The organism is Methanomassiliicoccales archaeon (assembly GCA_029907465.1).
Classification (GTDB): domain Archaea; phylum Thermoplasmatota; class Thermoplasmata; order Methanomassiliicoccales; family JACIVX01; genus JACIVX01.
The window spans coordinates 1-23,349 of sequence record JARYLV010000014.1; the positions used below are offsets into that span (position 1 = coordinate 1).

Sequence of the window (23,349 nt, forward strand, 5' to 3'; positions counted from 1 at the left end):
CTACGGACGAGGGTACTGCGAATTCATGTCTAATTGAGAATTTTACTTATTATCTGAGACTATCTATTATTTGAAGAGAGAGAAGCCCCTACCCTAACGAGCAAACTTCTTATCTGTGCAGGATTTACGGAACCCTCAAACCCAGTTTCATCTATAACATGAACATCGGCTTGCGGAACGGGAGCCTTCCTGATGCTTTGAAACTACAATTTTCGAGTTCGAATCGAATTTCAAACAAAATCATTTTAATACAGGCGCTGTGATTCATATCCCCGTGAATTCCGTATCCGGCTCTCTTGGCATTATCGGTTGCCCCATTCTTGAGGACGAAATCGTTCACGCCATCAAACGCGATAAGGATATCGCACGAGTCTTCGTCATCGAAAACGAGGATTCAAAGAACCTGTTGAGGAAATTGAGAAGAGCGCAAGTCGAGGCAAAGATTTGTTCGATCAAACAAGACGCACTTGATCACTTCCCAGAAGATGGCTTTAACGTTCTGATCCTCATGAAATCCATGGGACTACATGAAGACCCTCAGAGATTACGGAAGGAGGTTTTGGAATCTGTGAATCTCATTGCGCCGAAGTGCAGATCCATCCTTCTCTTTTATGGCCTCTGCGGCAATGCGTTCAAAGATATCTCTGAGATTGAGAAGGAGTGCGGACGAGACCTATTCATGCTCACGGATGATCAGGGTCGACCAGTGGATGATTGCATTGCAGCAGTACTTGGCGGTACGGATGGTTATTATCGTTTGTTAAAACGCTATCCTGGAGTCTTTTATCTCACGCCTGCATGGGCAGAACACTGGCGTGAGCTTATTTATAAAATGGAATTGACAAGAGGAATCGACAAGAACGATCTGAGTATGCTTAAATGGCTTTTCGAAATAGCTGGCTATAAGATGGCGCTGAAGCTGGACACGGGTCTCGGTGATCAAGAGGCTTTTGAGCGGCACGTCGATGATTTCGTGCGCGAGTTCAATTTTCAGAAGGCTTCGCTTGAAAAGGAATTCATAACTCTGGACGCGATCGAGCACTCGTACGATAGGGCGAAGAACAATATAATTAAACGTAATGATCAGACCGGAGATCCCTAAGTAATTGCTAAAAGAGAACTGGCATTAAAAATCCCGGTTTCCACCAATATACCTCAACATTCTATTTGATTCGATTTCCATAGAGTAGACTTTTACTTGTTGATAAGGTGTTATTCACGAATTTGCTAGCTCTATAGCCATTAGTGAGATTCTTATACATCGAAGTTAGAATCTCTATGACACATTGAGGTCTCATTAATTATGATAAGAGTGACGCGAAGATGCATTCTATTGTGAAAAAGTGAACGTACAAATCTGTCTTTTTGATCGAAAAAAAGGACTGTGCTCCGGAATATAAAAGAAATCGAGATACGAAGAATCGGTCTACGAGTATCTATTTGCCTAGACGTAGAAGTGATTAGACGTAGAAGTGATAAGTGATCTCATGATCCCTATCAAATTTGCAGAAACCCCATTGCGAAAAAAATCACTAGAATTTGCTATTAACCATTGATGAGCATCTGTATTCCTTTTTGGAGACTTTTTGTCTTTATGATAACATCTCTCTTTCGATTATTTTGGAATGAATTTGCCAATTGTCAATCAATATTGAAAATTCAACCCAAACCATCAAAACTCACGATTAGAAAATAGATGCCCAGAATTAGGAGAAAGGCACCGAGGATCAATGTCAGCTGTCTCTGACGGGGATTGATGAATTCTTCATGCCGATGAATGATGAAAGAGACGAGTAAGTAATAAGCAAAATCTGATAGCCAGTGTCCGAATGTGACGAGAATGACGCCGGCAATACCCAATACCTCCAATCCTGTTATCAATAAGGCAAGGCCAGCGGTTGCCCACCAGGCTGGTTGTGATGGGTTGAATGCTGTGTAGAAAATCCCGCCGACAAAAGAAGAGTCGACGCGGGAGCTCTTCATCCTGATTTCTCCTCCCTTTCCAAGTATCATTATTGTTCCCATGATCGCAAGAACAACTCCACCAATAAGAAAAACAATCCACTTGTTGTTGATCAGAAGGTAGCCGAAACCGACGAGAATGAGAAGGATGATTCCTAATTCCCAGACAACATGGCCGAAGATGATTATATGCGCCGTTATTTTCTGTTTCTTACTCGTGTCAAGTACAGTAAATGCAAGAAGTGGACCCGGGATTATGGCCCCACTGAGCCCGACAAGAAAACCGAGCGAGAGGAGACCGAGAACCTCAATCAACACGTTTCTTCACCATTCCAGCGATATGGCTCACAGTGCAAATTCTCACGAGATTCGTCATGTAAATAATGATTCGCCCGTTAATAAATTCGGGTTATTGAGTGGACGGTAAAGGAGTTTATTCAATTAATTAGAACTGGTACATGCGATATTGAGACAGTATTGCATTTTCTATGCAAAGGTAACCGAGGAGCGGAATGATGAGAATGGCATTAATTTTTGATTTCAACATCTTTCCTACATATTGAACAATTTTATTCTTAAGCATCTTTTCACGGCGTCGCTTTCTGAAAGTCTTCACGTTGCAAACTCATGAATCTAATTTCAATCAATTGCACAAAGCCTGAATACCGGTTTCTGGCAGAATTATACCTTTTCTGTCTGCAATTGATTGAGCTGACAACGAATTCATCACATCTCCTAGATCATGAGAAAGAGTCTAAAAGGGGTTTTTTTTATCACAAAAGAATTGGGGAGAGAAAGCATAATCTGTGGAATAGATATTCCCGATCATGGATAGTTGGACACTTCTGGGCTTATTAGCTGGTTTCCTCACGACTATGGGATTCGTTCCTCAGATTGTTAAGGGATTTAGAACAAAAAAGATGGAGGATGTCTCGTCAGGCATGCTTTTGCTCCTTGGCATTGGCATGTTTCTTTGGATGGTTTACGGCATCCTGATAGACAGTTTGCCTGTCATTTTCTGGAATGCCATCGCGTTAAGTCTGAACGTCGTGCTGATAGCACTAAAGATGAAATATCAGCGCACTCAATTTTGAACATATTAATTAAGCTGTGAATGGGAATCTCTTCGACGATTTGAATATTCTCGCTCATGAGGAATTCACTTGGATAGCGCTGATGTGATGATTCCGTGTTATCTTGGACATGCACCTCTAACCTTGGGAGCTGAAAGCTTGGGAGCTGAAAGACTGTATTCTTTTCAAAACGATTTTGAATTCTGGCCAATCACAACATTCGAATTTATAAGAACCATAGCGAATGATAATAGCGATGTCCACTAAGAAGTACTACCTCGGCTGTAGCGGTTGGAGCTACAGAGACTGGATCGGCAAGCTCTATTCGCAGAACTGCCCGCCAGAAAAAATGCTTGAGGAATATGCAAAATATTTCGACTCGGTCGAGATCAACATGTCATTTTATAGGCTTCCGTACGAGGGCATGGTCAAGGGCTGGAAGGCTAGAACGCCCGAGCATTTTATTTTTTGTCCTAAGATGAGTCGTAAGATCACCCATATCAAGCGTCTCGAAGGTGTCGAAGAGGACCTATCGGTTTTTATCGAGAGACTGGACTTGTTGGGCGAAAAACTCGGTCCCATTCTAATACAGCTACCACCTGCGATGAAACAGGACTTTGATAAGTTTGAGAGCTTCCTTGCCACACTTCCTAGTAATCATAAATACGCGATCGAGTTCAGAAATCAGAGCTGGATCACTTCGGAAACAAGATCTTTGATGGACAAATATAAGGTCGCAACGTGTCTCGTGGATTCCCCTAAAATGATCATTCAGGATGTGATCACTGCTGGCTTCGCATACGTGAGATGGCATGGTCGCAAGTCATGGTACCGTTATGAATACAGCGAGAACGAGATCAAGGAATGGGCTAAGATTCTGGAATCACTTGATGTTGAAGAGGTTTATGGATACTGGAACAACGATTACAATGCGTACGCCCCCAGAAATTGTCTCACACTGATGAGGAAGCTGGGATTAAGAAGTGATATGATCGATTTTTAGGCAGTCAATTTAATATCTAGATTAATTCGATCATGGAGTCGATCAAGGGATTCGAGGAGGTATACCTATTGAAGGCAATCGAGGTGAGCGACCTCGTCAAGATGTACGGAAAATTCACTGCAGTTAAGGGAATATCATTTTCCGTCGACGTGGGCGAGATCTTCGGCCTGATTGGCCCGAACGGTGCGGGTAAAACAACGACGCTCAGGATCCTCGCAACACTGTTGCAGATTTCTTCGGGCCGTGTGAGGATATTCGATAAGGATCTCGAGCGAGATCAGGATGAAATAAGGAAGATCATCAGCTACCTTCCTGAGGATGCTGGCGCTTACAAGAATCTGACGGGAAGGGAGTATCTGAAATTCATTGCAGCTTTCTTCGATCCGTCGCTCGGAAAACGATATGAATCGATGGTGGAAAGAGGTATTAATATCGCAAATCTCGGTAAAAGAATTGACGATAAAGTGGAGACTTACAGCAAAGGGATGACACGTCGCCTTCTCGTCGGCCGCGCCCTCATGGTTGAGCCGAAAATTGCAATTCTCGATGAGCCTACCTCTGGTCTCGATGTGATCAATGCCAAGGAAATCAGAAACATCGTGAGGAAGGCTTCAGCCGAGGGGATGACAGTTCTCCTCTCATCGCACAACATGCTTGAAGTTGAATTCCTATGCGACCGCATCGCGCTCATCAACGATGGCAAGATCGTCGAAACTGGTTCTCCCAAGGAGCTGAAAGAGAGATACAGCGCTGAGAATATTGAAGATGTATTTGTCAAGGTGGTCTCATGAGAGGATTTCTGAACATCACAAAGAAGGAGATTAGAGAACTTCTAACACCAGCGACGATTGTGCCGATCATCGTTATGGCCGTTATTTTCGGATCGCTAGGAAACATGATAGGCAGCGTTGGTGAAGAAGCTTCAAAACCCCCAATCATCGGCGTCATCGATCTCGACAAGACGCCAGTTTCGGAGATCGCGGTATCATCGCTCACAAAGCTCGCTGAGGTTGTCTATAACGACTCCAATATAAATGAAGGGATTAGGACAGTTGAGGAAAAAGGTGGCACGGCGCTTATCATTTTCCCAGATAATTTCTCAGAGAACATTTTGAATAATAGGTCAGGCGAGATCCAAATCATTTGGATCATGAGGGGAAGTGGCGTTCTCGACAGTATTCCATCAGGCGTCGTTGAAGCGCTCATCCAGCAGATGAATTTTGCGATTGCAGAGCATCTCATTGGTAACGAATCGAAAGTGAACCCGAAAACCATCCTTAACCCCACGGTCAAAAACGAGACGACGATGTTCAAGAACAGGCAATTGACGGGTGTATCCCCAACGACGATCATGGGCATTCTTTCACAACAGAGTTTCGTGATTCCTCTCGTAGTCGTTCTTGTCATTGTCATTTCTGGTGGAACGGTCATTTCTTCTATGGGAAGTGAAAAGGAAAACAAGACGCTTGAAACGCTCCTCACATTGCCTGTGAAAAGGAGTTCGATCGTCTTCGGAAAACTTGTCGGTGCTGCGATTGTTGGACTGATTATGGCGGTCATCTACATGATCGGCTTCGGATATTACATCTCTTCGATCCAGCAACAATCACCGGTAGATTTGGCGACTTATGGCTTCGAATTGGGTCTCTTCGATTACCTGTTAACAGGGATTACGCTCTTTCTCAGTCTTTTTGCGGCACTCGCACTTTGCATGCTGCTGGGCATTTTCGCAAAGAATATGAAATCCGCACAGACACTTACCATGCCCATCACATTCCTGGCAATCATTCCGATGTTCATTCTCATTTTTGGCGACTTCGATACGCTACCTTTTGTTGTTCAGATCATACTGTTTGCAATTCCTTTTTCACATCCCATGTTGGCTATGCAGAATCTGATGCTAGACAACTATACCTTTGTCGCCGCAGGCATCGTTTACCAGGCGTTATTCGGACTGCTCACAGTCTACATTGCTGTCTGGTTGTTTAAAAAAGATATCCTGATCACTGGAAAATCGAAAGGAGAGGGTGAAAAACTGAGTATCAACCTAATATGGCGTTTGGTCCAGTTAAAGCGTTCAAAGGAATAGCAATAGATCGCTTATGATCAGATAAGCTCGATGCCGACAGGGCAGTGATCACTGCCCTGCACTTCTTTCAAGATGAAAGCTGTCTTCAAGCGATCTAACATGTTCCTGCTGATGAAGAAATAATCGATGCGCCATCCAACGTTTCTTTCTCTCGCCTTTGTCTTCATATCCCACCAGGAGTACTGGCCAGGTGATTGGTTAAAGACTCGAAAAGTATCGAGGAAACCACTTTCAATTAAACGGTCGATCCATGCCCTCTCTTCCGGAAGAAATCCTGAAACCTTCTCGTTTTCTTTCGGTCTTGCCAGATCGATTTCCTTGTGCGCGGTGTTAACATCCCCGCAGATGATAATCTTCTCATCTTTTTCCAAAAACTTTTTCACATAATGCAAGAAATGATCATAGAATTCGAGTTTGTACCTTAGACGTTCCATCGATGCCTTCCCATTTGGAAAATAGACATTAAAAAGAAGGAAGTCTTCATATCGAGCAATCTGGATTCTTCCCTCCTTATCAAATTTCTCGATGCCGATGCCATTCTCAATTGAAATTGGTTCCCTCTTAGAAAAAAGTCCTACCCCGCTGTATCCCTTCTTCTCCTGCGATGACGAGAGGTAAATGTGATATCCCCTTACCCTACTCAGTGCCCGCGGCATTTGCCGATCCGAAATCTTCGTCTCCTGAATGCAAATTATATCTGGATTATCAGATCTAAGCCACTCAATGAATCCTTTTTGGAGGACTGCTCTGAGACCGTTGACATTCCAGGATAAAATCCTCAAATCCCTCACCTTCTCGATTTATTTTCGGAGTCTCAGCAGAAATCAAGGAGTCTCATCGGATAAGAATATTCATCTATTATGCAAGAAATCATGAGCCATGGAAGAAAAAATAAAGGGTACGAGAATCGGTGTCTGCGGTATTGCTTGCGAAATTTGCCCATTGATGAAAATGGAAAAATGTCCGAACGGTAAGAAGGGTTGCATACCAAAGGAAAATCGCTTCTGCGGTATAGCAACATGTGCAAATCGAAAAAAAGTAGATTACTGCTTTGTGTGCCAAGAATTTCCGTGTGAGACGACGAAAAGTGGTCCGATTCACTACGATTACTGCATCTTCATTTCTGGAAAGGCAGGATTATTAAATCAACATTGAAACTCCCGTCACTAAAGGTGTGAAATATCATGGTTATGAGAAGGAGCGCTCAAGAGATCAATGATCTTGGATTGATCGAGTCGGTTATCAACGAGGCGAAGGTCTGCAGAATTGCGTTGTGCAATGATGGTGAGCCGTACGTCGTCCCCTTGAGTTTTGGCTATAGCAATGGCCATATTTATCTCCATTCGGCTGAAGGGGGGAAGAAGGTTGAAATGATGCGCAAGAACAACAGGGTCTGTTTTGAAATCGATGTCGATATTGAACTCATTGAAAGCAATAGACCCTGTGGATTTGAGATGAGTTACCTCAGCGTCATCGGTTTTGGGACAGCGTCATTTATTACAGATGTTGAAAAAAAGAAAGAGGCTCTCCAGATCATCATGGAACACTACACAGGTCAAAAGGAATACGAGTTTGATCAGAAAGTTCTCGAAAAGACTCTCATTATTGCCATTAGTATCGAAAGGATGACTGGTAAAAGGTCAGAAAAAGTGACAATGAGACAGGGTTTATGATATCTGGCCGTATCCTCTTACTACAATAACTGCAACCTCAACTTTGTAATTGCATGCATAATCGATATTTTATGAATAAAATTTAAAAAAAAAAGGAAAGGGCTTATGCCCAGATCCACTTCTTGCCATCTGGAACTTTCTTGAGGTCCGGGATTGCGAAGTCCAATCCAAATTTCCTGAGCGTCTCTTCCGTCGGGATTCCGTTAACCCAGCCCCTCACCTCGTAATACTCTTTCAGCATCTTTTCGAGCGGGGGCACTTTGCCAGCGGCGCCGCCTTCTTTGAGAGGTTCGAACATCCTCGGCGGCAGCGTGTCGTTCCTCTTCGGGTCATATCCATGCTTCAAGGCAAACATCCTGCAGAGCTGGTTAATTCTCCCGCCGACCTCCTGGAAGAGTTGCTTTGTCGTGTAGTTCCAGCCAGTAATCGCGTTGAGTATGTCCGCCTTCATCTGATGCGTATAACCAGCGAAGTCATAGAAGAGACAGTAGCTCAATGCATTATCGACCTGGCAGATGTCCTGCCACGCAACAGCAGCTTTCCCTTTCAACTTGTCATCGAACCTGTCCATCGGTGGAAGATCGTACTCAGGCACAGGAATACCAAGCTCTGACCCCTCGGGGAATCCAGTTACATGGCACGGACCTCTCGGCCCCGTCGCGTAGTTAACAGCCATCGAGAAGAACGCTCTCGGGTCGTGCGCTGGGATTACTGCGTTGTCCTTTTCAACGGCGATTTGTGGACAGCCGAGTTTCTTCGCAGCTACCTTCAAACCTTCGCCAAGAAGTTTCGCCATCGGGTTCGACCTCATCGCGATCATCTTGGCAAGCTTGCACATCGCGACTCCGTCACCCCATTTGAGTTCGAATCCCAGATCCTCTTTCTTGATGTACCCCTTCTCGTAGGCTTCCATCGCAAAGCCCACGACACCACCGAATTCAATCGTGTCCATGCTGTACATGTTGCAGAGGTGACCAGCGTAGTTAATCGCCTTCAGGTTGTCCACGAGGCAATTGCTACCCATCATCCCCAGCGTCTCATACTCTGGACCGTAGCCGTCCATATCACAAGGTGTCCCTTCTTTGATCGTGACACGTCTGTGGCAACCCATGACGCAGTTTGAGCATGCATCTGGCCTTGGCTTGAGCACCTGGTTGAATTCACCACCAGCGGATCCAATCTTCCTCGCACCCTCGGGCCACGATCCGAGTGAGAAGTTCTTCATCGGGAGAAGGCTGAGCTGTTCCCTCGGGATAACCGCCATTGCCTGCCCTTCTTCTCGGTTCTGCTTTGCAAATGGGTTGTCTTTGACGGCGGCTGCGACTTCCTTCTTCAGCGCCTTTAATTTCTCGGGATCCTTTGCGGTGTTTTTCTTGCTTCCCTTGAGCACAATCGCTTTCACTTTCTTAGATCCCAAAACAGCGCCTCCACCCATCCGCCCAGCATTTCCATGACCATCGTATGTGACGAGTGCAGCATATCTGACGAGGTTCTCCGCTGCAGGACCGATCGGGATTACGACAGCATTCTTGTCACCGACTTCCTTCCACAGCGCCTCCTGCGTGTCGTGCACATCCTTGCCCCATAGCTTCGAGGCATCGTGAATTTCGACTTTGTCGTCCATTACTGAGATCCACACTGGTTTCTTTGCCGCGCCCTTAATTACCAATGCATCATATCCGCATTTCTTGAGCTCTTCGGCCACATATCCGCCTCCCGTCGACTGACCCCAGAAGCCAGTCAAAGGAGACTTGAACGAGATCGTGAATCTCCCAGAGCCGAGGATCCCGTGACCCTGGATAGGACCTACCGCAAGGACGAAGACATTATCGGGGCCCAAAGGATCGGCGCCGGCTGGAATCTCATCATAACAGATCTTGATTCCGAAGCCAACTCCTCCGAGCCACTTTTTCGCAAATTCCTCGTCGAACTCCTGCGTGGAGACTTTATTGGTGTTCAGGTCTATTCTTAAAATTTTTCCCCAATAGCCATACATAGACTCGTTTCCTCCTCATCTTTGATTTTTTCAGGACGATCACGCAAACCGTCCCATTCTCCTCCTGCCTCCTCATTTCCAGCAAGTCTGGTGAGGAAAGATACACCTTGCTAGGGAGGCTTTCATGCTGCCCATAAAACCCCTTCAAGCGCTATAAGAATTTCGTTATGTCGGAATTTGCATTTCGAATCGCGAAATCCGATTTTGCACTTTCAATGAATCATCTTTTTTGAGATCTCTAAAAAGTTATAAATAATAATGAGCAACGATTGTTTCCTCGTAAGGAAAATTATGACGATTTGTGAGAACCCGGTAAAGATTGGAAAAACCGCAATTACTTTGGTAAATTCTGATTAATCGATACGGAGGGAGAAAAAGGGGTGGACGAAGCAAGAGACAAGATTTCAATACTAGCAGCGGCAATTGAGATCGAGAGATTTGGATATGAGTATTACATGCAATTATCGAGATGTGTTAAAGATGAAAAGGGGTCTGCACTCTTTAGAGGTTTGGCAAGAGATGAAGAGATGCATAGATCGATGATCGAAAGTGAAATCTTTCGCATTCAACCAAGCGCGAAACTCTCAGAATTAAAACCTTCGAAGAGATATGCCAGCCTCATTCCTCGAAAGATTTTCACAGAAAACTTGGAAGAAGATTGCCGTTCAATTGAGGGCGAGATCAAAATCATCGAAGTTGGTGTTTCTATCGAGGATAATTCGATCAGAGTATATACCGATGCGGCCAATATTGCATCTGATTCAAATGTCAAAGCACTCCTCGAACGGCTGGCCAAATGGGAGGAAGGTCACAAAAAACTTCTTGAAGAGAATATCCACATGTTAAAACTCGAAGGCACCTGGTACGGATACGTCCCTATTCTTGAGGGTTGAACACCCTGATGTAAGAAAGATTCTCAAAATCCCCTTCGCATTTTCTGAGCAAAAAGATGCTGACTTTTAAATGAAAATTAATTGAGTAACCGCCACTATTAATCAATTGTTTCGAATCGGTGCGCTGCATTTGGAGAAAAAATAAATATTCAGTAATCATCCATAGCCCGGATTCGCCTTCAACTAAAGGCAGCTCCAGGATCTGACAAATTGATTGAGGTGCGCAAATGGTTAAACTACCAGATATTAAGAGAGATTTGCTTGCTTGCCTGCAATGCGGCTACTGCATCCGCGTTTGTGAAACCTGGAAGCAGACACCGTGGGAATCGATCACGCCTCGAGGTAAGATTTTTTACCTCAATCAATTGATGAAAAGATCACCAGTTGACAAACTTCTCGGCAGAAAAGTCGACATTGACGATGAATTTGTCCAGGCATTATACATGTGTACAGGATGTGCTGCATGCTGGACCGTCTGCCACGTTCAGATCGAATTTGCGGAATTTTGGGAAAAAGTAAGAGAATGGGTTGTGGAGCAGGGCGCTGGCCCGCTACCCGCACACAAGAAATTCCACGAAAGGATAGAGAAAGTGAGAAATCCGTATGGAGAGCCTGTAGAGAAAAGAGACGCCTGGTTTCCAGCAGAAGTGCCGCGAGAGAGAACTCCAGAGGTCATCTTTTTCGCTGGATGCACCGCATCCTATCGAGTTCAGAATATCGCGAGGGCTGGCGTCATCGTCCTCCATCGTGCCGGCGTCAAGCTCGACGTTTTGGGAGCGGATGAATGGTGCTGCACATCACCTGCGCTGAGAACTGGTATGACCGACCTGACGCCGAGATTCGCAGAACATACAATCACGACGACTGAGAGGAGAGGCGCAAAAGCGATGGTAACGACATGCGCCGGTTGTTATAAGACAACGCTGAAGGACTATGGACGATTTTATTCGAATCCGACTTTCGAGGTCTATCATTTCTCGCAATACGTTCAAAAACTCATCAAGGAAAAGAAACTCAAATTCACCAAGGAGATCAAAGCGAAAGTGACGTATCACGATCCCTGTCACCTAGGTAGACATTCTGGTGTTTTCGAACCTCCTCGGGAAGTGCTCAAGGCGATTCCAGGCATCGAACTCGTTGAGATGGCGCACAACAGGATGAGTTCGATGTGTTGCGGGGCCGGTGGCGGATATAAATCGGCGTTCAACGATTATGCAGTCAATATCGCTGCCGAGAGGGTTAAAGAGGCCCTGGATGTTGGAGCTGAGATGATCATTTCCTCATGCCCCTTCTGTGTCTTAAACCTCGAACAGGGCGCGAAGAAAATCAATGCCAATATTCCAGTGAAAGACATATCTGAACTCCTACTTGAAGCAACAGAGCCGACTAAGGCATCGTAGGATTGCGGTGAATTAAAAAATAAGTGCAGACCATCTCGTTGTAGAATAGCCCGAATCAATTAATTCGATAACAGCTAGTAGATTTGAGTAAGCTATAAAACTCGGTTTGATGCGAACTATCATCAACTGTATTTCCCACAACTGTAACAAAACCAGGCATCATATTCCGGCATGTATGTGAGGACGTAACCGCAATTGGGACATCGTTTTACGATATCGATCTTCGATGGGAGATTTCTTGATTCAATTGGACGAGGCTTTTTTGAGGAGATATCGATCCACTGAACGATCACACCAGAGATCGTAGTGATGAAGAAAATGATCGCGACGATGATCCATTGGAATCCAAGAATATCGAGTCCCCAGGCAACCAACGTGGCACCGACGAGCGCCGTAAAGAGAGCGACGAGCCGATCATAGGTTAAGAAAACGATCACGAAAACCGCTGTGGCGATGATGAGGGAGATGATAAGACTAACTCCCAAAGCGTGAGCGAGCAGAAATACTGCAGCACCAGCAATGAGCGACATCGCAGTGGCAACGAGATAATAAAAAACGAGAGCGAGGAAAATTGCTCCAAGCGTTCCGAGTATATACGCGACAATGATCCCACTAAACATCGAGCCAAGAGTGAACCCAATGACAAAGCCGAGGACCACACCGACAACCGCAAGAATGCTTTTGTAAATCCTGTGACCTACAAATGCGAGTACAACACCGAAAACCAAAAGCAGTGCGACAATAACTAATTCGAATTCTCTCGGACTTACGAGCAATGGATTCATCGCGTTCCTTCCTCAAAATCTATTTGCCTTTTGCCAATGAGTGCTATGGGTTAATCTGACTTTTCAATGTTTCTGTAAGCCTCCTCGATTAAAAAATAACGAATCGATATATTGAAATATTACAATCTATTCGTTGCTGGCGCTTTCGGTTATGGTATTCGAACTTCTTGATGAAAGAATTCAAAAGATTCTCGAGAAAAAAAGTATCCGAGAACCGACGGACCCCCAGAAAGATGCAATACCCCATATTCTGGAGGGGAAGCACGTGCTCCTCGTCGCCCCGACTGGAATTGGGAAGACGGAGGCAGCGATGCTTCCGATTTTCCACAAAATCCTTCGAGCGGAGGGCGAGGGGATCATGTGCCTCTACATCACGCCGTTGAGAGCTCTCAACAGAGATATGCTACGCCGCTTTAGCGAGTTCGGAACAGATCTTGGCATCAGCGTTGCTGTAAGACATGGAGACACGGCGCAATCGGAAAGAGAGACGCAGGCAAGAATCGCACCAAAAGTGCTGATCACAACTCCAGAAACTCTCCAAATTCTCTTCACTGGGAAGAAGCTGAGAAGGCATCTTGAGAATGTTCAATGGGTCATCATTGATGAGATCCACGAGCTCGCTTCTGATGAGAGAGGCGCGCAATTAGCAGTCGCGCTTGAACGACTGGTTGATCTTGCTGGCGAATTCCAGAGAATCGGACTTTCTGCGACTGTAGGCACCGCATCAGAGGTTGCGAAGTTTCTCGGAGGCGTAGGTCGGGAGGTTACCATCATCCAAACCGATGTGATCAAGACGCTCGACATTCGCGTACAGGGGCCTGAGATTACCGAAGAGGACAAAGAACTGGCAGGCATCCTGCAAAGTGATCCTCAGCTTGTTGCATGCATGAGGAGGGGACGGGAGCTGATCGAATCCCATCGTTCGACGCTCTTCTTTGTGAATACAAGAGATACAGCCGAAGCGCTTGCGGCAAGATATCACATTTGGGACGAAAACTTTCCGATCGGTGTTCATCATGGATCTCTCTCCAAAGAGATCAGGGAGGAGATGGAAGAGGCGTTCAGAAATGAAAAGATCAAAGCGCTGATCTGCACCTCTTCACTCGAGCTGGGCATCGACATCGGAAGCGCGGACTTTGCAATTCAGTACAATTCGCCGAGACAGGTCACGCGACTCGTCCAAAGAATCGGGAGGTCAGGGCACGGAGTTGGAAAGGTATCAAAGGGTATCATCATCGCCTCGACACCAGATGAAATCGCGGAAAGCCTTGTCATCGCAAGAAGGGCGCTAAACGGCGAATTAGAAGCGTCGATTGTACGGGAAAAGCCTCTGACAGTCCTTGCGAACCAAATCATTTCGATGGCAATGAGCGGAGACATCAAAATCGATGATGCGTACAGGATATTCACAAAAACATATCCCTTCAGAAATTTGACAAGAGACGAATTTATGAATGTGCTCAACCAGCTCGGCCAAATCGGGTTACTTAGGATCAGCATTGATTCTTTTAAACGATCAGGTAGAGGAATGCGGTATTTCTACGAAAACGTCTCCATGATTCCTGACGAAAAGACATATCGTGTGAGGGATATCGGCAGCAGAAAGGTTGTTGGTTCGCTTGATGAGAGTTTCGTCGTTTCATTCGCCGAACCTTACGCCACATTCATCACCCGAGGGAGGACCTGGCGTATCATCGAAATGAGGGAGGATGAGCTGCTTGTGGAACAGGTCAGAGAGATCGGATCAATTCCATCCTGGGTGGGAGAGGAGATACCAGTTCCCTTCGAAGTCGCCCAAGAAGTCGGAGCCCTGAGATCAAAACAGGATTTCGAAAGATACCCAGGTGATGAAGAGGCTTTCAGAAAATTGAAAGAGTATCTCGATAAACAAAATGAGCGATATCCGATGCCTACGGACAATTTTCTGACGCTCGATGTCGGCAAGAGAACCGTTGTTCTCAATGCCTGTTTTGGCTCGAGAGTCAACGAGACAATCGCAATTCTGGTATCACTCCTTCTCAGCGCGCGGCTTGGAGAGAGCGTTTCTGTACGAACCGATCCGTATAGAATCCTCATCGAATTACCGCGAGATATTGCTCCCTCGATGATCTTGGAAACAATCAAATCGATTAAGTCTGAGAATGCACAGGAGCTCATCAAGAAAGCGATCAGGAATTCATCGTTCATGCGCTGGCGATTCATCTACGTTGCAAAGAAATTCGGTGTCATTGAGAAAGGTGCAGATTATAGATCAATCAATCTTTCTCGACTGATAGAGATTTTTGAAAATACCCCGCTGTATCAAGAGGCGATTAACAAGATCCTATGGGAGGATCTTGATCTTGAAAGGACTATTGAGGTCCTCAGAAAAATTGAAAGAGGAGAGATCAGAATCGAGATATGTGGGATTTCCCCAATCGGGATGAGTGGACTTGAACATTCTAGAGATCTCATCATGCCGCAACGCGCCGATCATTCGATTCTTGTAGCGCTTAAGAATAGGCTCGAAGATGAAGTATCTTATCTCACTTGTCTTAACTGTCACAACCAGTGGCGCTCAACCCCTCGCAACCTGCCAAAGCATATCGCTTGCCCAAAATGCCATGGGGTCATGGTTGCAGCTTTACATTCATACAATAAAGATCAGGCAAAATTACTGAAAAAGAAGCATCTGACGGAAGAAGAAAAAAAGGAAATCCATAAGATTTACAAGAATGCAAATCTCGTTAAAGAATACGGAAAAAAAGCAGTTCTTGTGCTTTCTGCACGAGGAGTTGGACCTGATACCGCAGCAAGGATTCTTTCAGGTTTCTATGAAAACGAAGATGAATTTCTGAGAGGGATCCTCAGCGCCGAGATTCAATATGCGAGAACAAAACGATTCTGGGATTAGATTCCGACGACTGGATTGCGAAGGTAAAGACAATTTCCTATTGTGATTTCGACAACATCACCAGGGCTCATCGGTCCCACGCCTCCGGGTGTACCAGTAGCAATGATGTCTCCGGGCTCGAGGGTCATAAACTTCGAAATGAAAGAAATGAGATAATCGATTTTGTGGATCATCATTGATGTATTGCTGCTTTGGCGAATCTGGCCGTTCAGTTTGAGAGTGATCTCCATTTGATCGATGTTACCAGCATCCTTCAACAAAACTGGTTTGGAAATTGGGGCAAATGTATCAAAGCTCTTACTGATCGCCCATGGCAAACCCTTCCTCTTCGCTTCCATCTGTATGTCCCTTGCTGTTACATCGTTGAACGCGGCCACAGCGAGAATATAATTCCTTGACTCATCGAGTGGTATATTCTTCCCCTTTTTCCCGATAATAACAGCGAGTTCTGCTTCGTAATCAACCCGACCGATTGAATCAGGAATGAGAATAGGGCAACCATTTTCAGTAAGTGCGCTCGGTGCTTTCAAGAAGATCACTGGTTCCTCGGGTTCTTCAGCCCTCATTTCCTTGACATGCCCTAGATAATTGCGGGCAACACAGATGATCTTCTGACACCTTACTCGTTCCACTTTTCCTTCAACCTCGAGCGAAAAATCAGAGCTCATCGCTGACCGTCTCTAACTTGAAAAGAACACCCATTCCCTTGAGAGTGGCGTGAACCTTGTCAGCAAGGTAAATCGCATCTTCCACCGTCGCTTTGCTGTCCCATCGATAGACGCAGTCGTAGGCGCCAGTCGTTGTCTCAAATCCAAGATTGTGCAGCGCATTCAGTACTTCGGACGGTCTCGAACCGTTGGAGCTGAAAATTATGGTCATATATGTGATCATTCGATCTACTCTCCGTTCTTTAATGGAACTCGATCATAAAAACTTTGCAGTCAAAACGACCTACTGGTTGATCGAATTGTCCACATCTTCTTCTTTCTTATCATTGCGAACAAAACCACGCGCTATGATATAGATTTCCGAGCTTGTGGGACGCGAGGCTTTCGGACTATGCAACCTTACATCCAAAAAGTTCTCCCTCATCTGCCTCAGATAATCTTTCAACAGATCCCCCTGGAAGATCTTGACAACCATACTTCCGCCATCTTTCAGACTCTTTTTCGCAAACTCGAGGGCATGCTCACAGAGCTCGACAGACCTTGCATGGTCGGTTGAATAGTTTCCACTGATATTCGGCGACATGTCAGAAAGCACAACATCCGCGCGACCTCCGATCACCGAAAGCACCTTCTCCACAGTCTTTTCCGACCTGATATCCCCGCGAATGGTCATGACGCCTTCGATCGGCAAGATTGGTTGCAGATCAACACCGACGACGAGACCCTTAGATCCTACCGATTCCTTTGCAACCTGAAGCCATCCGCCAGGTGCGGCGCCCAAATCAACAACGGTTGCCCCGCGTCTCAAAATTCCAAATCGCTGGTCGATCTGTTTCAGCTTGAAAGCGGCCCTGCTCCTGTAGTTCATTTCCTTCGCTTTCCGGTAATAAAAATCCCTGCGGCGCTCCACGACCCAGCGTCTCGACATCTCGATTCAATTATTTTCGCCGCCCAAATAAATGTTTGGTTTTTACGCATGAGGATGGCACATGAGAAGAATAAAAAAGGTTAATTCAATCGATGGGGATTACTAGATGGCGTGCGCGATGAATCCAGAAGGATGGACTTACAAAATGGCAGGCGTCGACATACATAAAAAATCGATGGCGATCGGTTCGCTTGTTGAAGAACTCAAGTATAAACGAAGGGGATTTGGTATGGCGCTGCCGATCAAAGGTCAATTCACCGGTTTAATCGATTTTGGTGACGTTGCCCTCACTCTTTGCACCGATGGCGTGGGGACAAAACTCCTCGTCGCCAAAAGAATGAACAAATGGGATACTGTCGGGATCGATTGCATCGCGATGAATGTGAACGACACCATCTGCGTTGGCGCGGAGCCGCTCGCGATCGTCGATTACATTGCCATGGATCGACCTGATGAGAAAATCACCAAGGAAATTGGAAAAGGTCTCGAGAGCGGTGCCAAATTGGCTAATGTTGATATTGTGGGAGGAGAGATAGCGATAATGCCTGAAATCGTTAAGGAAATTGATCTCTCAGCGAGCTGCCTTGGATTTGTTGATAAGCGGAAAATCATCAATGGAAGCGAAGTAACGCCGGGCGACTTGATCATCGGATTGCCGAGTTCGGGAATTCATTCAAACGGACTGACATTGGCAAGAAAGGTGTTTGAGGAGAATAGAATTGACTACGACGAGGTCATATCACCGCTCGATAAAACTGTCGGCGAAGAACTTCTCACACCAACTGAGATTTATGTGAAAAAGGTCATGAGATTGATCAAATCATGCAAAGTACACGGCATGGTCAACATTACCGGCGGAGGTCTCCGTAATTTTGTCAGAATTAAAGGTGATGTGAAATTCGAAATTGATGATCCTCTTCCTCCGAACCCAATTTTCGAGATCATCGCTGATCTGGGAAGAATCGATAATCATGAGATGTACCAGACGTTCAACATGGGAATGGGATTCGCCGTGATCTGCCCAGAGGAGGAGGAAAAAAATGCATTGAAAACACTTGGAAAAGGTGCAAAGGTTGTCGGCAGAGTCACGAAAGGAAAAGGCGTCGCCATTCCGTCACTGAAGATTTCTTATAAAAAATACTAAAAAAAATAGTGACGCAGTTGATTAAAGAGTAAAAAGTGCAAGAACAAAGGAGGGTATTATTGGATCAAAGTGACTCTTGCGACTGCTCAGATTTCCTTTTCAATGTATGAGCGATGACCGCGACAACAGCACCAAGTGCCGTACACGTTTCAAGGGAGTGGCCTCCAAAAGTCACATCAAAATGATGATTTGTCGAATCAATGAGCTCCTTTGGTGTTCCTTTTGGCCCTGCCCCGAAAAGTAAACAAACGCTCCTGCCGCTCATAAGCATCGCGCAGATATCGTCAGCAGTTCTCTTTCGCTCTATGTCGGGACTGCTCGTCGTCAATATGATTTCGCCAAGCTGTGGCGGAAATCCTTTTCGAACGTATGGAAACATTTGAAAGCGTCCTCTCGATGCCAGTTCCTTGAGATAACGGCCTTCCTCACCAATCGTTGTCGTTGTCGCAACCCACTCCGCGACTTCAGACGGCTTCGAGAGCTCCGAAGGAAAAGGAAATCCAAAGGTCGCGAGGTTCATATCGAACGCAAATGCCAATGGACCCACGCGGGCGAGGAGGCGACGATGGGCTTCCCTGAAATGATGGGGATCGTAAGAATTCCAAAGACCGATTGTAGGACGTCCAATCATGCTCGCATCTTCGTCGTCTAAATCATAAAAGAATTCAATTAAAAGAGTCAAAAAGGATTCATCGGAAATCATTCGATTGCCAACGGAACCTTTTTGATCTCTTTCAGTGTGTCATTTTCCCAGATAAACTGCAAGCGCTTTCTTCCCTTCCATACGCCTTTTTGCAGGATATAACCGACCATGAGACTCATGCCGATAGACGCCTCGACGTATGCAACGGCCTTTGTCGCATGTTTGCTGATCTTTCCCCAAGACTGAGCTTCTTCGAAAGTGCAACCAGAGAGGCCACCCCAGTATGGGACATCGGTCGTGATTTGTATCGCATAATAATGACCGCCTTTATCATGGCCCAACGCATACGCGATAACCTCTGTTTGTTGTATGAAATTTTTCGGTACTCCGCCCCCAATATAAATGACGCCTGTCCTATCAGAATGAATCATGATCTGCGTCAGTTCATAATCGTCCCGGATCGGATCGATTTTCATGAAGGGTTTGTTCTCCTGTCTTCTTTTCGCATACATTTCAGTCAAACCGATACCGATAGACGAGTCGTTGAGCGCTGGAACGAAAATGGGCACACCGTACTTTCGTGCATTATAAAGAATCGAGTTCTCATCTTTCGAATAATCTCCGAGAATATCGAGGAATTCTCTGCTGGAATACGACCTCGGTTCGAGTCCGCTGGCAATTTCACCGATATATGCATCAGTTTCTTCGAATTTCTTTTCGTCGACAAGGGTATCGTATATCCTGTCAAGGAAAAGTTCTCTCAACTTAACATCATCGATATAAGGGGAACACTTGTAGTGCGCGTACCCTCTTGATTGATAGAAATCCTGATAAGGTATAGCCCCTGTTGATACGATCACGTCGACAATACCATACTTGATCATGTCAGCGATGACTTTTCTTAATCCGGCTGCAATGAGTGGCCCAGCCAGACCTAGTACAATTGTCGGTCTGCTCGGATCTTTCAACGCATTCTCGTACACAGCAGCGCAGTTGGCCAGCGCTCTGCTTTGCACCGAGCTGTCCTTATAAGCTTCTACGAGATCCTTTACCGTTTTGATCTTGTCGAAGTCTATCGCCTTGACTTTCTCCTTCAAGAGGTCTTTGCGGCTCACCATATCCGTTTCCTCCATTCTCGTAATGCTGCCCGATTAGAACTCAGGCAATTTATTGGTCTTTTTCAGCTTTCTTCGGGCGGCTGCAGATGGCGTACTCGTCGCCATCAAAAAAAACATCCAACTCTGGATGTTCAGCCTGGATTTCCTCGATTTTTTTTAGAACTTCACGCAATGTCAAGTTGCTGTTCTTATCGATCCTGACGTGAATCCGCTTTTCCATTTCAAAGCTCCTGGTCGAGGCCCGAATTTATCAAGATATTTCTGTCAGTATATATTTTTTTGTTCAGAAGCAATCAGATTTGGAATATGGATGGAGACCAGAAGTGATTAGCAAAAAAAAATCACCGAGTTTCAATTAAAACATAAGAAACCAGAACTGAATGAAAAATCTTCTAGACACTGAGCTGTTGTGTACAACAGCGCGTCATGAAATCTCAAAGATTTCAATACCATCTGATTTCTACAGACTATCGTTTGTAAACGCAATTCATATTTGCACACTTTTATGTTAAGACAAGATAATAATACAATGATACCTGTTGCCAAATTCATTTTTTGATGATGATGCCAAAATATTAAAATAATAATTAAGCGAGTAAAGTGAAATCAGTTAAGTTCCGAAAGAAAGCAGGTGTATAATTGCAGGAAAAGAAGATGAAAGAAGATCAAAAGCGCGATTATGCACAACTCGAGTTTACCGGTTTTAATGGTATTAACAATAGTACCGATGGTAATGCTTCTATAGAGAAAATTGAGGAAATTAAGAAGTGGCTCACAGATGAATTTGATTTGATTTCTTGGCTCGATGAATCGCCGCAAACATCTGCCGAGACCACTCCCATCTCAGAAAAGGCGGAAGATCGGGGGGAATCGGTTGAAGAGATTATTGCTTCTTATGAAGCCGAGATCGCGAGATTGAAAGACGAGATCTGCGAAGTAAAAGAGGGGCGAGTAACGATAGTTGGCGGGGATAGTGAAGAAATCAAGCGGAAAGTTGAGAAGTTAACCGAAGAGAATGCGAAGCTGACAAAAGAATTGAAAGAAGCTGGGGAACAGCTGACATTCCTCAAAAAGCGACTTGAGGAAACCTTGGCAGGTCTGCCTATCGATCACGCTGAAATTATCAGGAAAGAACTCGAATTGAAAGAGAGGGAAAAGGCGCTCGATGAAAGAGAGAGACACTTAACAGAAAAAGAGGCGATGCTAAAAAGTCAGGAGACCGGGACAGCGGAGGAGGAAGCAAGACTTGAAGATCGTTTTCACGCGGAACTTCAGGAGAAGGAAAATGATTATCGACGAAGAGAGCAGGAATTAAAGACAAGAATAGAACAACTCGAAGAAGAGCTCAAACAAAAATCCATCGAGATCAAGCTGCTGAAAGATGAACTCGAAATTGCGAAGATGAGTACTCCTGAGGCGAAAAAGGAAATCGAAAAAAGCATCAAGGAAATACAGCAAAGAGAGAAGACGCTTTTGTTAAAGGATGATGAAATCAAAAGGTTAAGGGAAGAGCTGCAAGAGAAAGATGAAGAGCTCCAAAAAATCAAGTCAATGATCTCCTATAAGGAAGAAGAGCTGATTAGAAGGGAGGAAGACATCCTCTACAGAGAAAAATTATTAGCGGAAGAAAGGAGAAGATTCGAAGAGGCGAAGAAGAGTGCGACTAGCATCGAAGAACATGAAATGGTTAAACGATTAGAAGATCTGAAAGCAGAAATTCAGAGAAAGGAGGAGGAGCTCAGAGCCAAAGAAAAATACCTCAATGCGAAGATGGAAGAGTTGCGGTTAAGAGAACAAGGCATCATAGAGGATGAAATTGCGGCGAGGGAGGAGCAACGTGCACTTGAGATGCAACAGGCCAAAGTCAAGACCGGAAATCCGCGCCTTGATGATCTTCTCCTCGGTGGCATTCCATTCGGATCGAATGTACTGATTCACGGACCGCCGTTCATTGGAAAAGAAGTGATGGTCAATCAGTTTATCGCGGAGGGATTGAAAAAAGGCATACCGGCGATATGGGTTATCACAGACAAGACGCCAAGCGATATCAGGGAAGAGATGAAGTTTGTTTTGTCTGGCTACGAAGAATACGAACGCCTCGGACTCGTAAAGTATGTTGATTCGTATTCAAGAAGCATGGGTGATACGACCGTAGATCCGTATACGGTCTACATCGAAGAGCCAACGGATCATGATAAGATCATGGATGCAGTCGAAAAGATCACAAAGGAGTATAAGGAAAAACATGAATACTACCGCCTTGCCTTCAGAACAATATCAACCCTCATTGCGTACTCAGACATTAACTCGGCGTTTCGATTTCTCAGCCCCTTCTGCGGTCGCAGGAAGAGAGACAAGGCCGTATCACTCTATGTCGTCGAGAAGGGCATGCACAGTGAGCAGGAAATTCAAATGCTTGGATCGATCATGGACGGGATGATCGACTTCAAAGTCGATCAGCTGAGGACGTATTTCGCCGTTATTGGCATCTGCGAAGTGCAGTCGAGGGCCTATATTCGTTACACAGCGAGCAAGCACGGCCTCACAATTGGTTCATTCGCACTCGAACACATCCGCTAAAGAATGTGCATTGGATGTAAGTTTCCAAGAGATCACGCAACTTCGACACTCTCACCAGGACCGCGAGATCCTTTTCTTTGAATGTTGATCTTTGGGAGTGGAATTGGAGGGGGCAAACGAACATCTCTTGCCACGAGAAGCGCGATGGGGATGCAGTTCGAAACGATGACGTTATGAACAATATTAGCAATCTCATCCGGCATCGAACCAGTTCTCGTCCATTCATCAACAAGATTGCCCGCGTCCCCTGAGAGAAAGACCTGCCCTTCGATCCTGATGTAACCAATACCAGCGTAATTTGTCGTGAAACGGAATTCGACCGATGCAGTATCATCATCGGAAGCCTTCGATATTCGTGTAACGCTGCTGTTTTGATCGATCCTTATATTTACAAATCGTTCCCCCACCTTGGAAAACCTCTTTGCCTCGATACCATTCGCCTCAAAGCCTTTGACTTGCATCATTTTAGTCCTTCCCAAATCTCTTCTAGTCGATTGTCAA

The 23,349-nt window shown here is 45.3% G+C and carries 23 protein-coding genes; 12 read left to right on the forward strand and 11 right to left on the reverse strand.

Going from position 1 to position 23,349, the window contains the following annotated elements; all coding sequences use genetic code 11:
* Nucleotides 1-274: 274 nt before the first annotated feature.
* Nucleotides 275-1,102, forward strand: a complete 828-nt coding sequence (locus tag QHH00_06040) for a DUF1638 domain-containing protein (protein ID MDH7508943.1) — start codon at nucleotides 275-277, stop codon at nucleotides 1,100-1,102.
* Nucleotides 1,103-1,659: 557 nt separating this feature from the next.
* Here the strand turns inward: QHH00_06040 and QHH00_06045 are convergent.
* Nucleotides 1,660-2,280 carry a LysE family transporter gene (locus QHH00_06045; GenBank protein MDH7508944.1) on the reverse strand — a complete coding sequence of 207 codons (621 nt, stop codon included), beginning with the start codon at nucleotides 2,278-2,280 and terminating at the stop codon, nucleotides 1,660-1,662.
* Nucleotides 2,281-2,789: 509 nt separating this feature from the next.
* Between QHH00_06045 and QHH00_06050 the strand changes: the two genes are divergently transcribed.
* The 4 genes from QHH00_06050 (at nucleotide 2,790) to QHH00_06065 (ending at nucleotide 6,127) form a co-directional block, all read left to right on the forward strand.
* Complete coding sequence (locus QHH00_06050) at nucleotides 2,790-3,056, forward strand: SemiSWEET transporter (protein ID MDH7508945.1); 267 nt, start codon at nucleotides 2,790-2,792, stop codon at nucleotides 3,054-3,056.
* A gap of 235 nt (nucleotides 3,057-3,291) precedes the next feature.
* Complete coding sequence (locus QHH00_06055) at nucleotides 3,292-4,038, forward strand: DUF72 domain-containing protein (protein MDH7508946.1); 747 nt, start codon at nucleotides 3,292-3,294, stop codon at nucleotides 4,036-4,038.
* Nucleotides 4,039-4,070: 32 nt separating this feature from the next.
* Nucleotides 4,071-4,829, forward strand: coding sequence for an ABC transporter ATP-binding protein (locus QHH00_06060; GenBank protein ID MDH7508947.1), 759 nt, complete (start codon nucleotides 4,071-4,073; stop codon nucleotides 4,827-4,829).
* Nucleotides 4,826-6,127, forward strand: coding sequence for an ABC transporter permease (locus tag QHH00_06065; GenBank protein ID MDH7508948.1), 1,302 nt, complete (start codon nucleotides 4,826-4,828; stop codon nucleotides 6,125-6,127). Before QHH00_06060 ends, QHH00_06065 begins: the two co-directional genes overlap by 4 nt.
* A gap of 17 nt (nucleotides 6,128-6,144) precedes the next feature.
* Here QHH00_06065 and xth read toward each other — a convergent pair whose 3' ends face one another.
* Nucleotides 6,145-6,909: an exodeoxyribonuclease III gene (xth, locus tag QHH00_06070; GenBank protein ID MDH7508949.1), complete on the reverse strand. Its 765-nt coding sequence runs from the start codon at nucleotides 6,907-6,909 to the stop codon at nucleotides 6,145-6,147.
* Between the two features lie 97 nt (nucleotides 6,910-7,006).
* On the opposite strand from xth, the gene QHH00_06075 reads away from it, so the two are divergent.
* Nucleotides 7,007-7,282 carry a DUF3795 domain-containing protein gene (locus tag QHH00_06075; protein ID MDH7508950.1) on the forward strand — a complete coding sequence of 92 codons (276 nt, stop codon included), beginning with the start codon at nucleotides 7,007-7,009 and terminating at the stop codon, nucleotides 7,280-7,282.
* Between the two features lie 29 nt (nucleotides 7,283-7,311).
* Nucleotides 7,312-7,800 carry a pyridoxamine 5'-phosphate oxidase family protein gene (locus tag QHH00_06080; protein MDH7508951.1) on the forward strand — a complete coding sequence of 163 codons (489 nt, stop codon included), beginning with the start codon at nucleotides 7,312-7,314 and terminating at the stop codon, nucleotides 7,798-7,800.
* A gap of 103 nt (nucleotides 7,801-7,903) precedes the next feature.
* Here the strand turns inward: QHH00_06080 and QHH00_06085 are convergent, their stop codons facing one another.
* Nucleotides 7,904-9,796, reverse strand: a complete 1,893-nt coding sequence (locus QHH00_06085; GenBank protein MDH7508952.1) for an aldehyde ferredoxin oxidoreductase family protein — start codon at nucleotides 9,794-9,796, stop codon at nucleotides 7,904-7,906.
* Between the two features lie 380 nt (nucleotides 9,797-10,176).
* On the opposite strand from QHH00_06085, the gene QHH00_06090 reads away from it, so the two are divergent.
* Both QHH00_06090 and QHH00_06095 read left to right on the forward strand, forming a co-directional pair.
* Nucleotides 10,177-10,689 (forward strand): ferritin family protein, encoded by a 513-nt coding sequence (locus QHH00_06090; protein ID MDH7508953.1) that lies wholly within the window; start codon nucleotides 10,177-10,179, stop codon nucleotides 10,687-10,689.
* A 227-nt stretch (nucleotides 10,690-10,916) separates the two neighbouring features.
* On the forward strand, nucleotides 10,917-12,089 hold the full coding sequence (locus QHH00_06095) for a (Fe-S)-binding protein (protein MDH7508954.1): 1,173 nt from the start codon (nucleotides 10,917-10,919) through the stop codon (nucleotides 12,087-12,089).
* A 122-nt stretch (nucleotides 12,090-12,211) separates the two neighbouring features.
* Here the strand turns inward: QHH00_06095 and QHH00_06100 are convergent, their stop codons facing one another.
* Nucleotides 12,212-12,874, reverse strand: a complete 663-nt coding sequence (locus QHH00_06100) for a hypothetical protein (GenBank protein ID MDH7508955.1) — start codon at nucleotides 12,872-12,874, stop codon at nucleotides 12,212-12,214.
* A gap of 151 nt (nucleotides 12,875-13,025) precedes the next feature.
* Here QHH00_06100 and QHH00_06105 point away from each other — a divergent pair, with 151 nt between their 5' ends.
* Nucleotides 13,026-15,767 carry a DEAD/DEAH box helicase gene (locus tag QHH00_06105; GenBank protein MDH7508956.1) on the forward strand — a complete coding sequence of 914 codons (2,742 nt, stop codon included), beginning with the start codon at nucleotides 13,026-13,028 and terminating at the stop codon, nucleotides 15,765-15,767.
* Here the strand turns inward: QHH00_06105 and QHH00_06110 are convergent.
* From QHH00_06110 to QHH00_06120, 3 genes are read right to left on the reverse strand one after another with little or no spacing between them, the layout of a single operon-like run.
* On the reverse strand, nucleotides 15,764-16,435 hold the full coding sequence (locus tag QHH00_06110) for a fumarylacetoacetate hydrolase family protein (GenBank protein ID MDH7508957.1): 672 nt from the start codon (nucleotides 16,433-16,435) through the stop codon (nucleotides 15,764-15,766). The genes QHH00_06105 and QHH00_06110 overlap by 4 nt on opposite strands.
* Nucleotides 16,425-16,658: a hypothetical protein gene (locus tag QHH00_06115; protein MDH7508958.1), complete on the reverse strand. Its 234-nt coding sequence runs from the start codon at nucleotides 16,656-16,658 to the stop codon at nucleotides 16,425-16,427. Before QHH00_06115 ends, QHH00_06110 begins: the two co-directional genes overlap by 11 nt.
* 60 nt (nucleotides 16,659-16,718) lie before the next feature.
* On the reverse strand, nucleotides 16,719-17,363 hold the full coding sequence (locus QHH00_06120; protein MDH7508959.1) for an RlmE family RNA methyltransferase: 645 nt from the start codon (nucleotides 17,361-17,363) through the stop codon (nucleotides 16,719-16,721).
* A gap of 106 nt (nucleotides 17,364-17,469) precedes the next feature.
* Between QHH00_06120 and purM the strand changes: the two genes are divergently transcribed.
* Complete coding sequence (gene purM, locus QHH00_06125) at nucleotides 17,470-18,507, forward strand: phosphoribosylformylglycinamidine cyclo-ligase (protein MDH7508960.1); 1,038 nt, start codon at nucleotides 17,470-17,472, stop codon at nucleotides 18,505-18,507.
* Nucleotides 18,508-18,571: 64 nt separating this feature from the next.
* On the opposite strand, the gene QHH00_06130 is transcribed toward purM, so the two are convergent.
* From QHH00_06130 to QHH00_06140, 3 genes are all read right to left on the reverse strand, one after another.
* The gene (locus tag QHH00_06130) at nucleotides 18,572-19,138 is read right to left on the reverse strand and encodes a DUF531 family protein (GenBank protein MDH7508961.1); all 567 of its coding nucleotides are present in this window, start codon (nucleotides 19,136-19,138) and stop codon (nucleotides 18,572-18,574) included.
* A 68-nt stretch (nucleotides 19,139-19,206) separates the two neighbouring features.
* The gene (locus QHH00_06135; GenBank protein MDH7508962.1) at nucleotides 19,207-20,268 is read right to left on the reverse strand and encodes a deoxyhypusine synthase family protein; all 1,062 of its coding nucleotides are present in this window, start codon (nucleotides 20,266-20,268) and stop codon (nucleotides 19,207-19,209) included.
* Nucleotides 20,269-20,317: 49 nt separating this feature from the next.
* On the reverse strand, nucleotides 20,318-20,488 hold the full coding sequence (locus QHH00_06140) for a hypothetical protein (GenBank protein ID MDH7508963.1): 171 nt from the start codon (nucleotides 20,486-20,488) through the stop codon (nucleotides 20,318-20,320).
* A 419-nt stretch (nucleotides 20,489-20,907) separates the two neighbouring features.
* On the opposite strand from QHH00_06140, the gene QHH00_06145 reads away from it, so the two are divergent.
* A complete protein-coding gene (locus QHH00_06145) occupies nucleotides 20,908-22,848 on the forward strand; it encodes an ATPase domain-containing protein (protein MDH7508964.1) in 1,941 nt (646 codons plus the stop codon).
* A gap of 32 nt (nucleotides 22,849-22,880) precedes the next feature.
* On the opposite strand, the gene QHH00_06150 is transcribed toward QHH00_06145, so the two are convergent.
* Entirely contained in the window at nucleotides 22,881-23,312 is a 432-nt protein-coding gene (locus tag QHH00_06150; GenBank protein ID MDH7508965.1) for a hypothetical protein, read from the reverse strand.
* Nucleotides 23,313-23,349 lie beyond the last annotated feature (37 nt).

Bases quoted from the DNA above. Each gene is read 5' to 3' on its own strand.
- QHH00_06050 (MDH7508945.1), top strand. From the start codon at position 2,790: ATGGATAGTTGGACACTTCTGGGCTTATTAGCTGGTTTCCTCACGACT.
- QHH00_06055 (MDH7508946.1), top strand. From the start codon at position 3,292: ATGTCCACTAAGAAGTACTACCTCGGCTGTAGCGGTTGGAGCTACAGA.
- QHH00_06060 (MDH7508947.1), top strand. From the start codon at position 4,071: ATGGAGTCGATCAAGGGATTCGAGGAGGTATACCTATTGAAGGCAATC.
- QHH00_06065 (MDH7508948.1), top strand. From the start codon at position 4,826: ATGAGAGGATTTCTGAACATCACAAAGAAGGAGATTAGAGAACTTCTA.
- QHH00_06075 (MDH7508950.1), top strand. From the start codon at position 7,007: ATGGAAGAAAAAATAAAGGGTACGAGAATCGGTGTCTGCGGTATTGCT.
- QHH00_06080 (MDH7508951.1), top strand. From the start codon at position 7,312: ATGGTTATGAGAAGGAGCGCTCAAGAGATCAATGATCTTGGATTGATC.
- QHH00_06085 (MDH7508952.1), bottom strand. From the start codon at position 9,796: ATGTATGGCTATTGGGGAAAAATTTTAAGAATAGACCTGAACACCAAT.
- QHH00_06095 (MDH7508954.1), top strand. From the start codon at position 10,917: ATGGTTAAACTACCAGATATTAAGAGAGATTTGCTTGCTTGCCTGCAA.
- QHH00_06100 (MDH7508955.1), bottom strand. From the start codon at position 12,874: ATGAATCCATTGCTCGTAAGTCCGAGAGAATTCGAATTAGTTATTGTC.
- QHH00_06105 (MDH7508956.1), top strand. From the start codon at position 13,026: ATGGTATTCGAACTTCTTGATGAAAGAATTCAAAAGATTCTCGAGAAA.
- QHH00_06110 (MDH7508957.1), bottom strand. From the start codon at position 16,435: ATGAGCTCTGATTTTTCGCTCGAGGTTGAAGGAAAAGTGGAACGAGTA.
- QHH00_06115 (MDH7508958.1), bottom strand. From the start codon at position 16,658: ATGATCACATATATGACCATAATTTTCAGCTCCAACGGTTCGAGACCG.
- QHH00_06120 (MDH7508959.1), bottom strand. From the start codon at position 17,363: ATGTCGAGACGCTGGGTCGTGGAGCGCCGCAGGGATTTTTATTACCGG.
- purM (MDH7508960.1), top strand. From the start codon at position 17,470: ATGGCGTGCGCGATGAATCCAGAAGGATGGACTTACAAAATGGCAGGC.
- QHH00_06130 (MDH7508961.1), bottom strand. From the start codon at position 19,138: ATGATTGGACGTCCTACAATCGGTCTTTGGAATTCTTACGATCCCCAT.
- QHH00_06135 (MDH7508962.1), bottom strand. From the start codon at position 20,268: ATGGTGAGCCGCAAAGACCTCTTGAAGGAGAAAGTCAAGGCGATAGAC.
- QHH00_06140 (MDH7508963.1), bottom strand. From the start codon at position 20,488: ATGGAAAAGCGGATTCACGTCAGGATCGATAAGAACAGCAACTTGACA.
- QHH00_06150 (MDH7508965.1), bottom strand. From the start codon at position 23,312: ATGATGCAAGTCAAAGGCTTTGAGGCGAATGGTATCGAGGCAAAGAGG.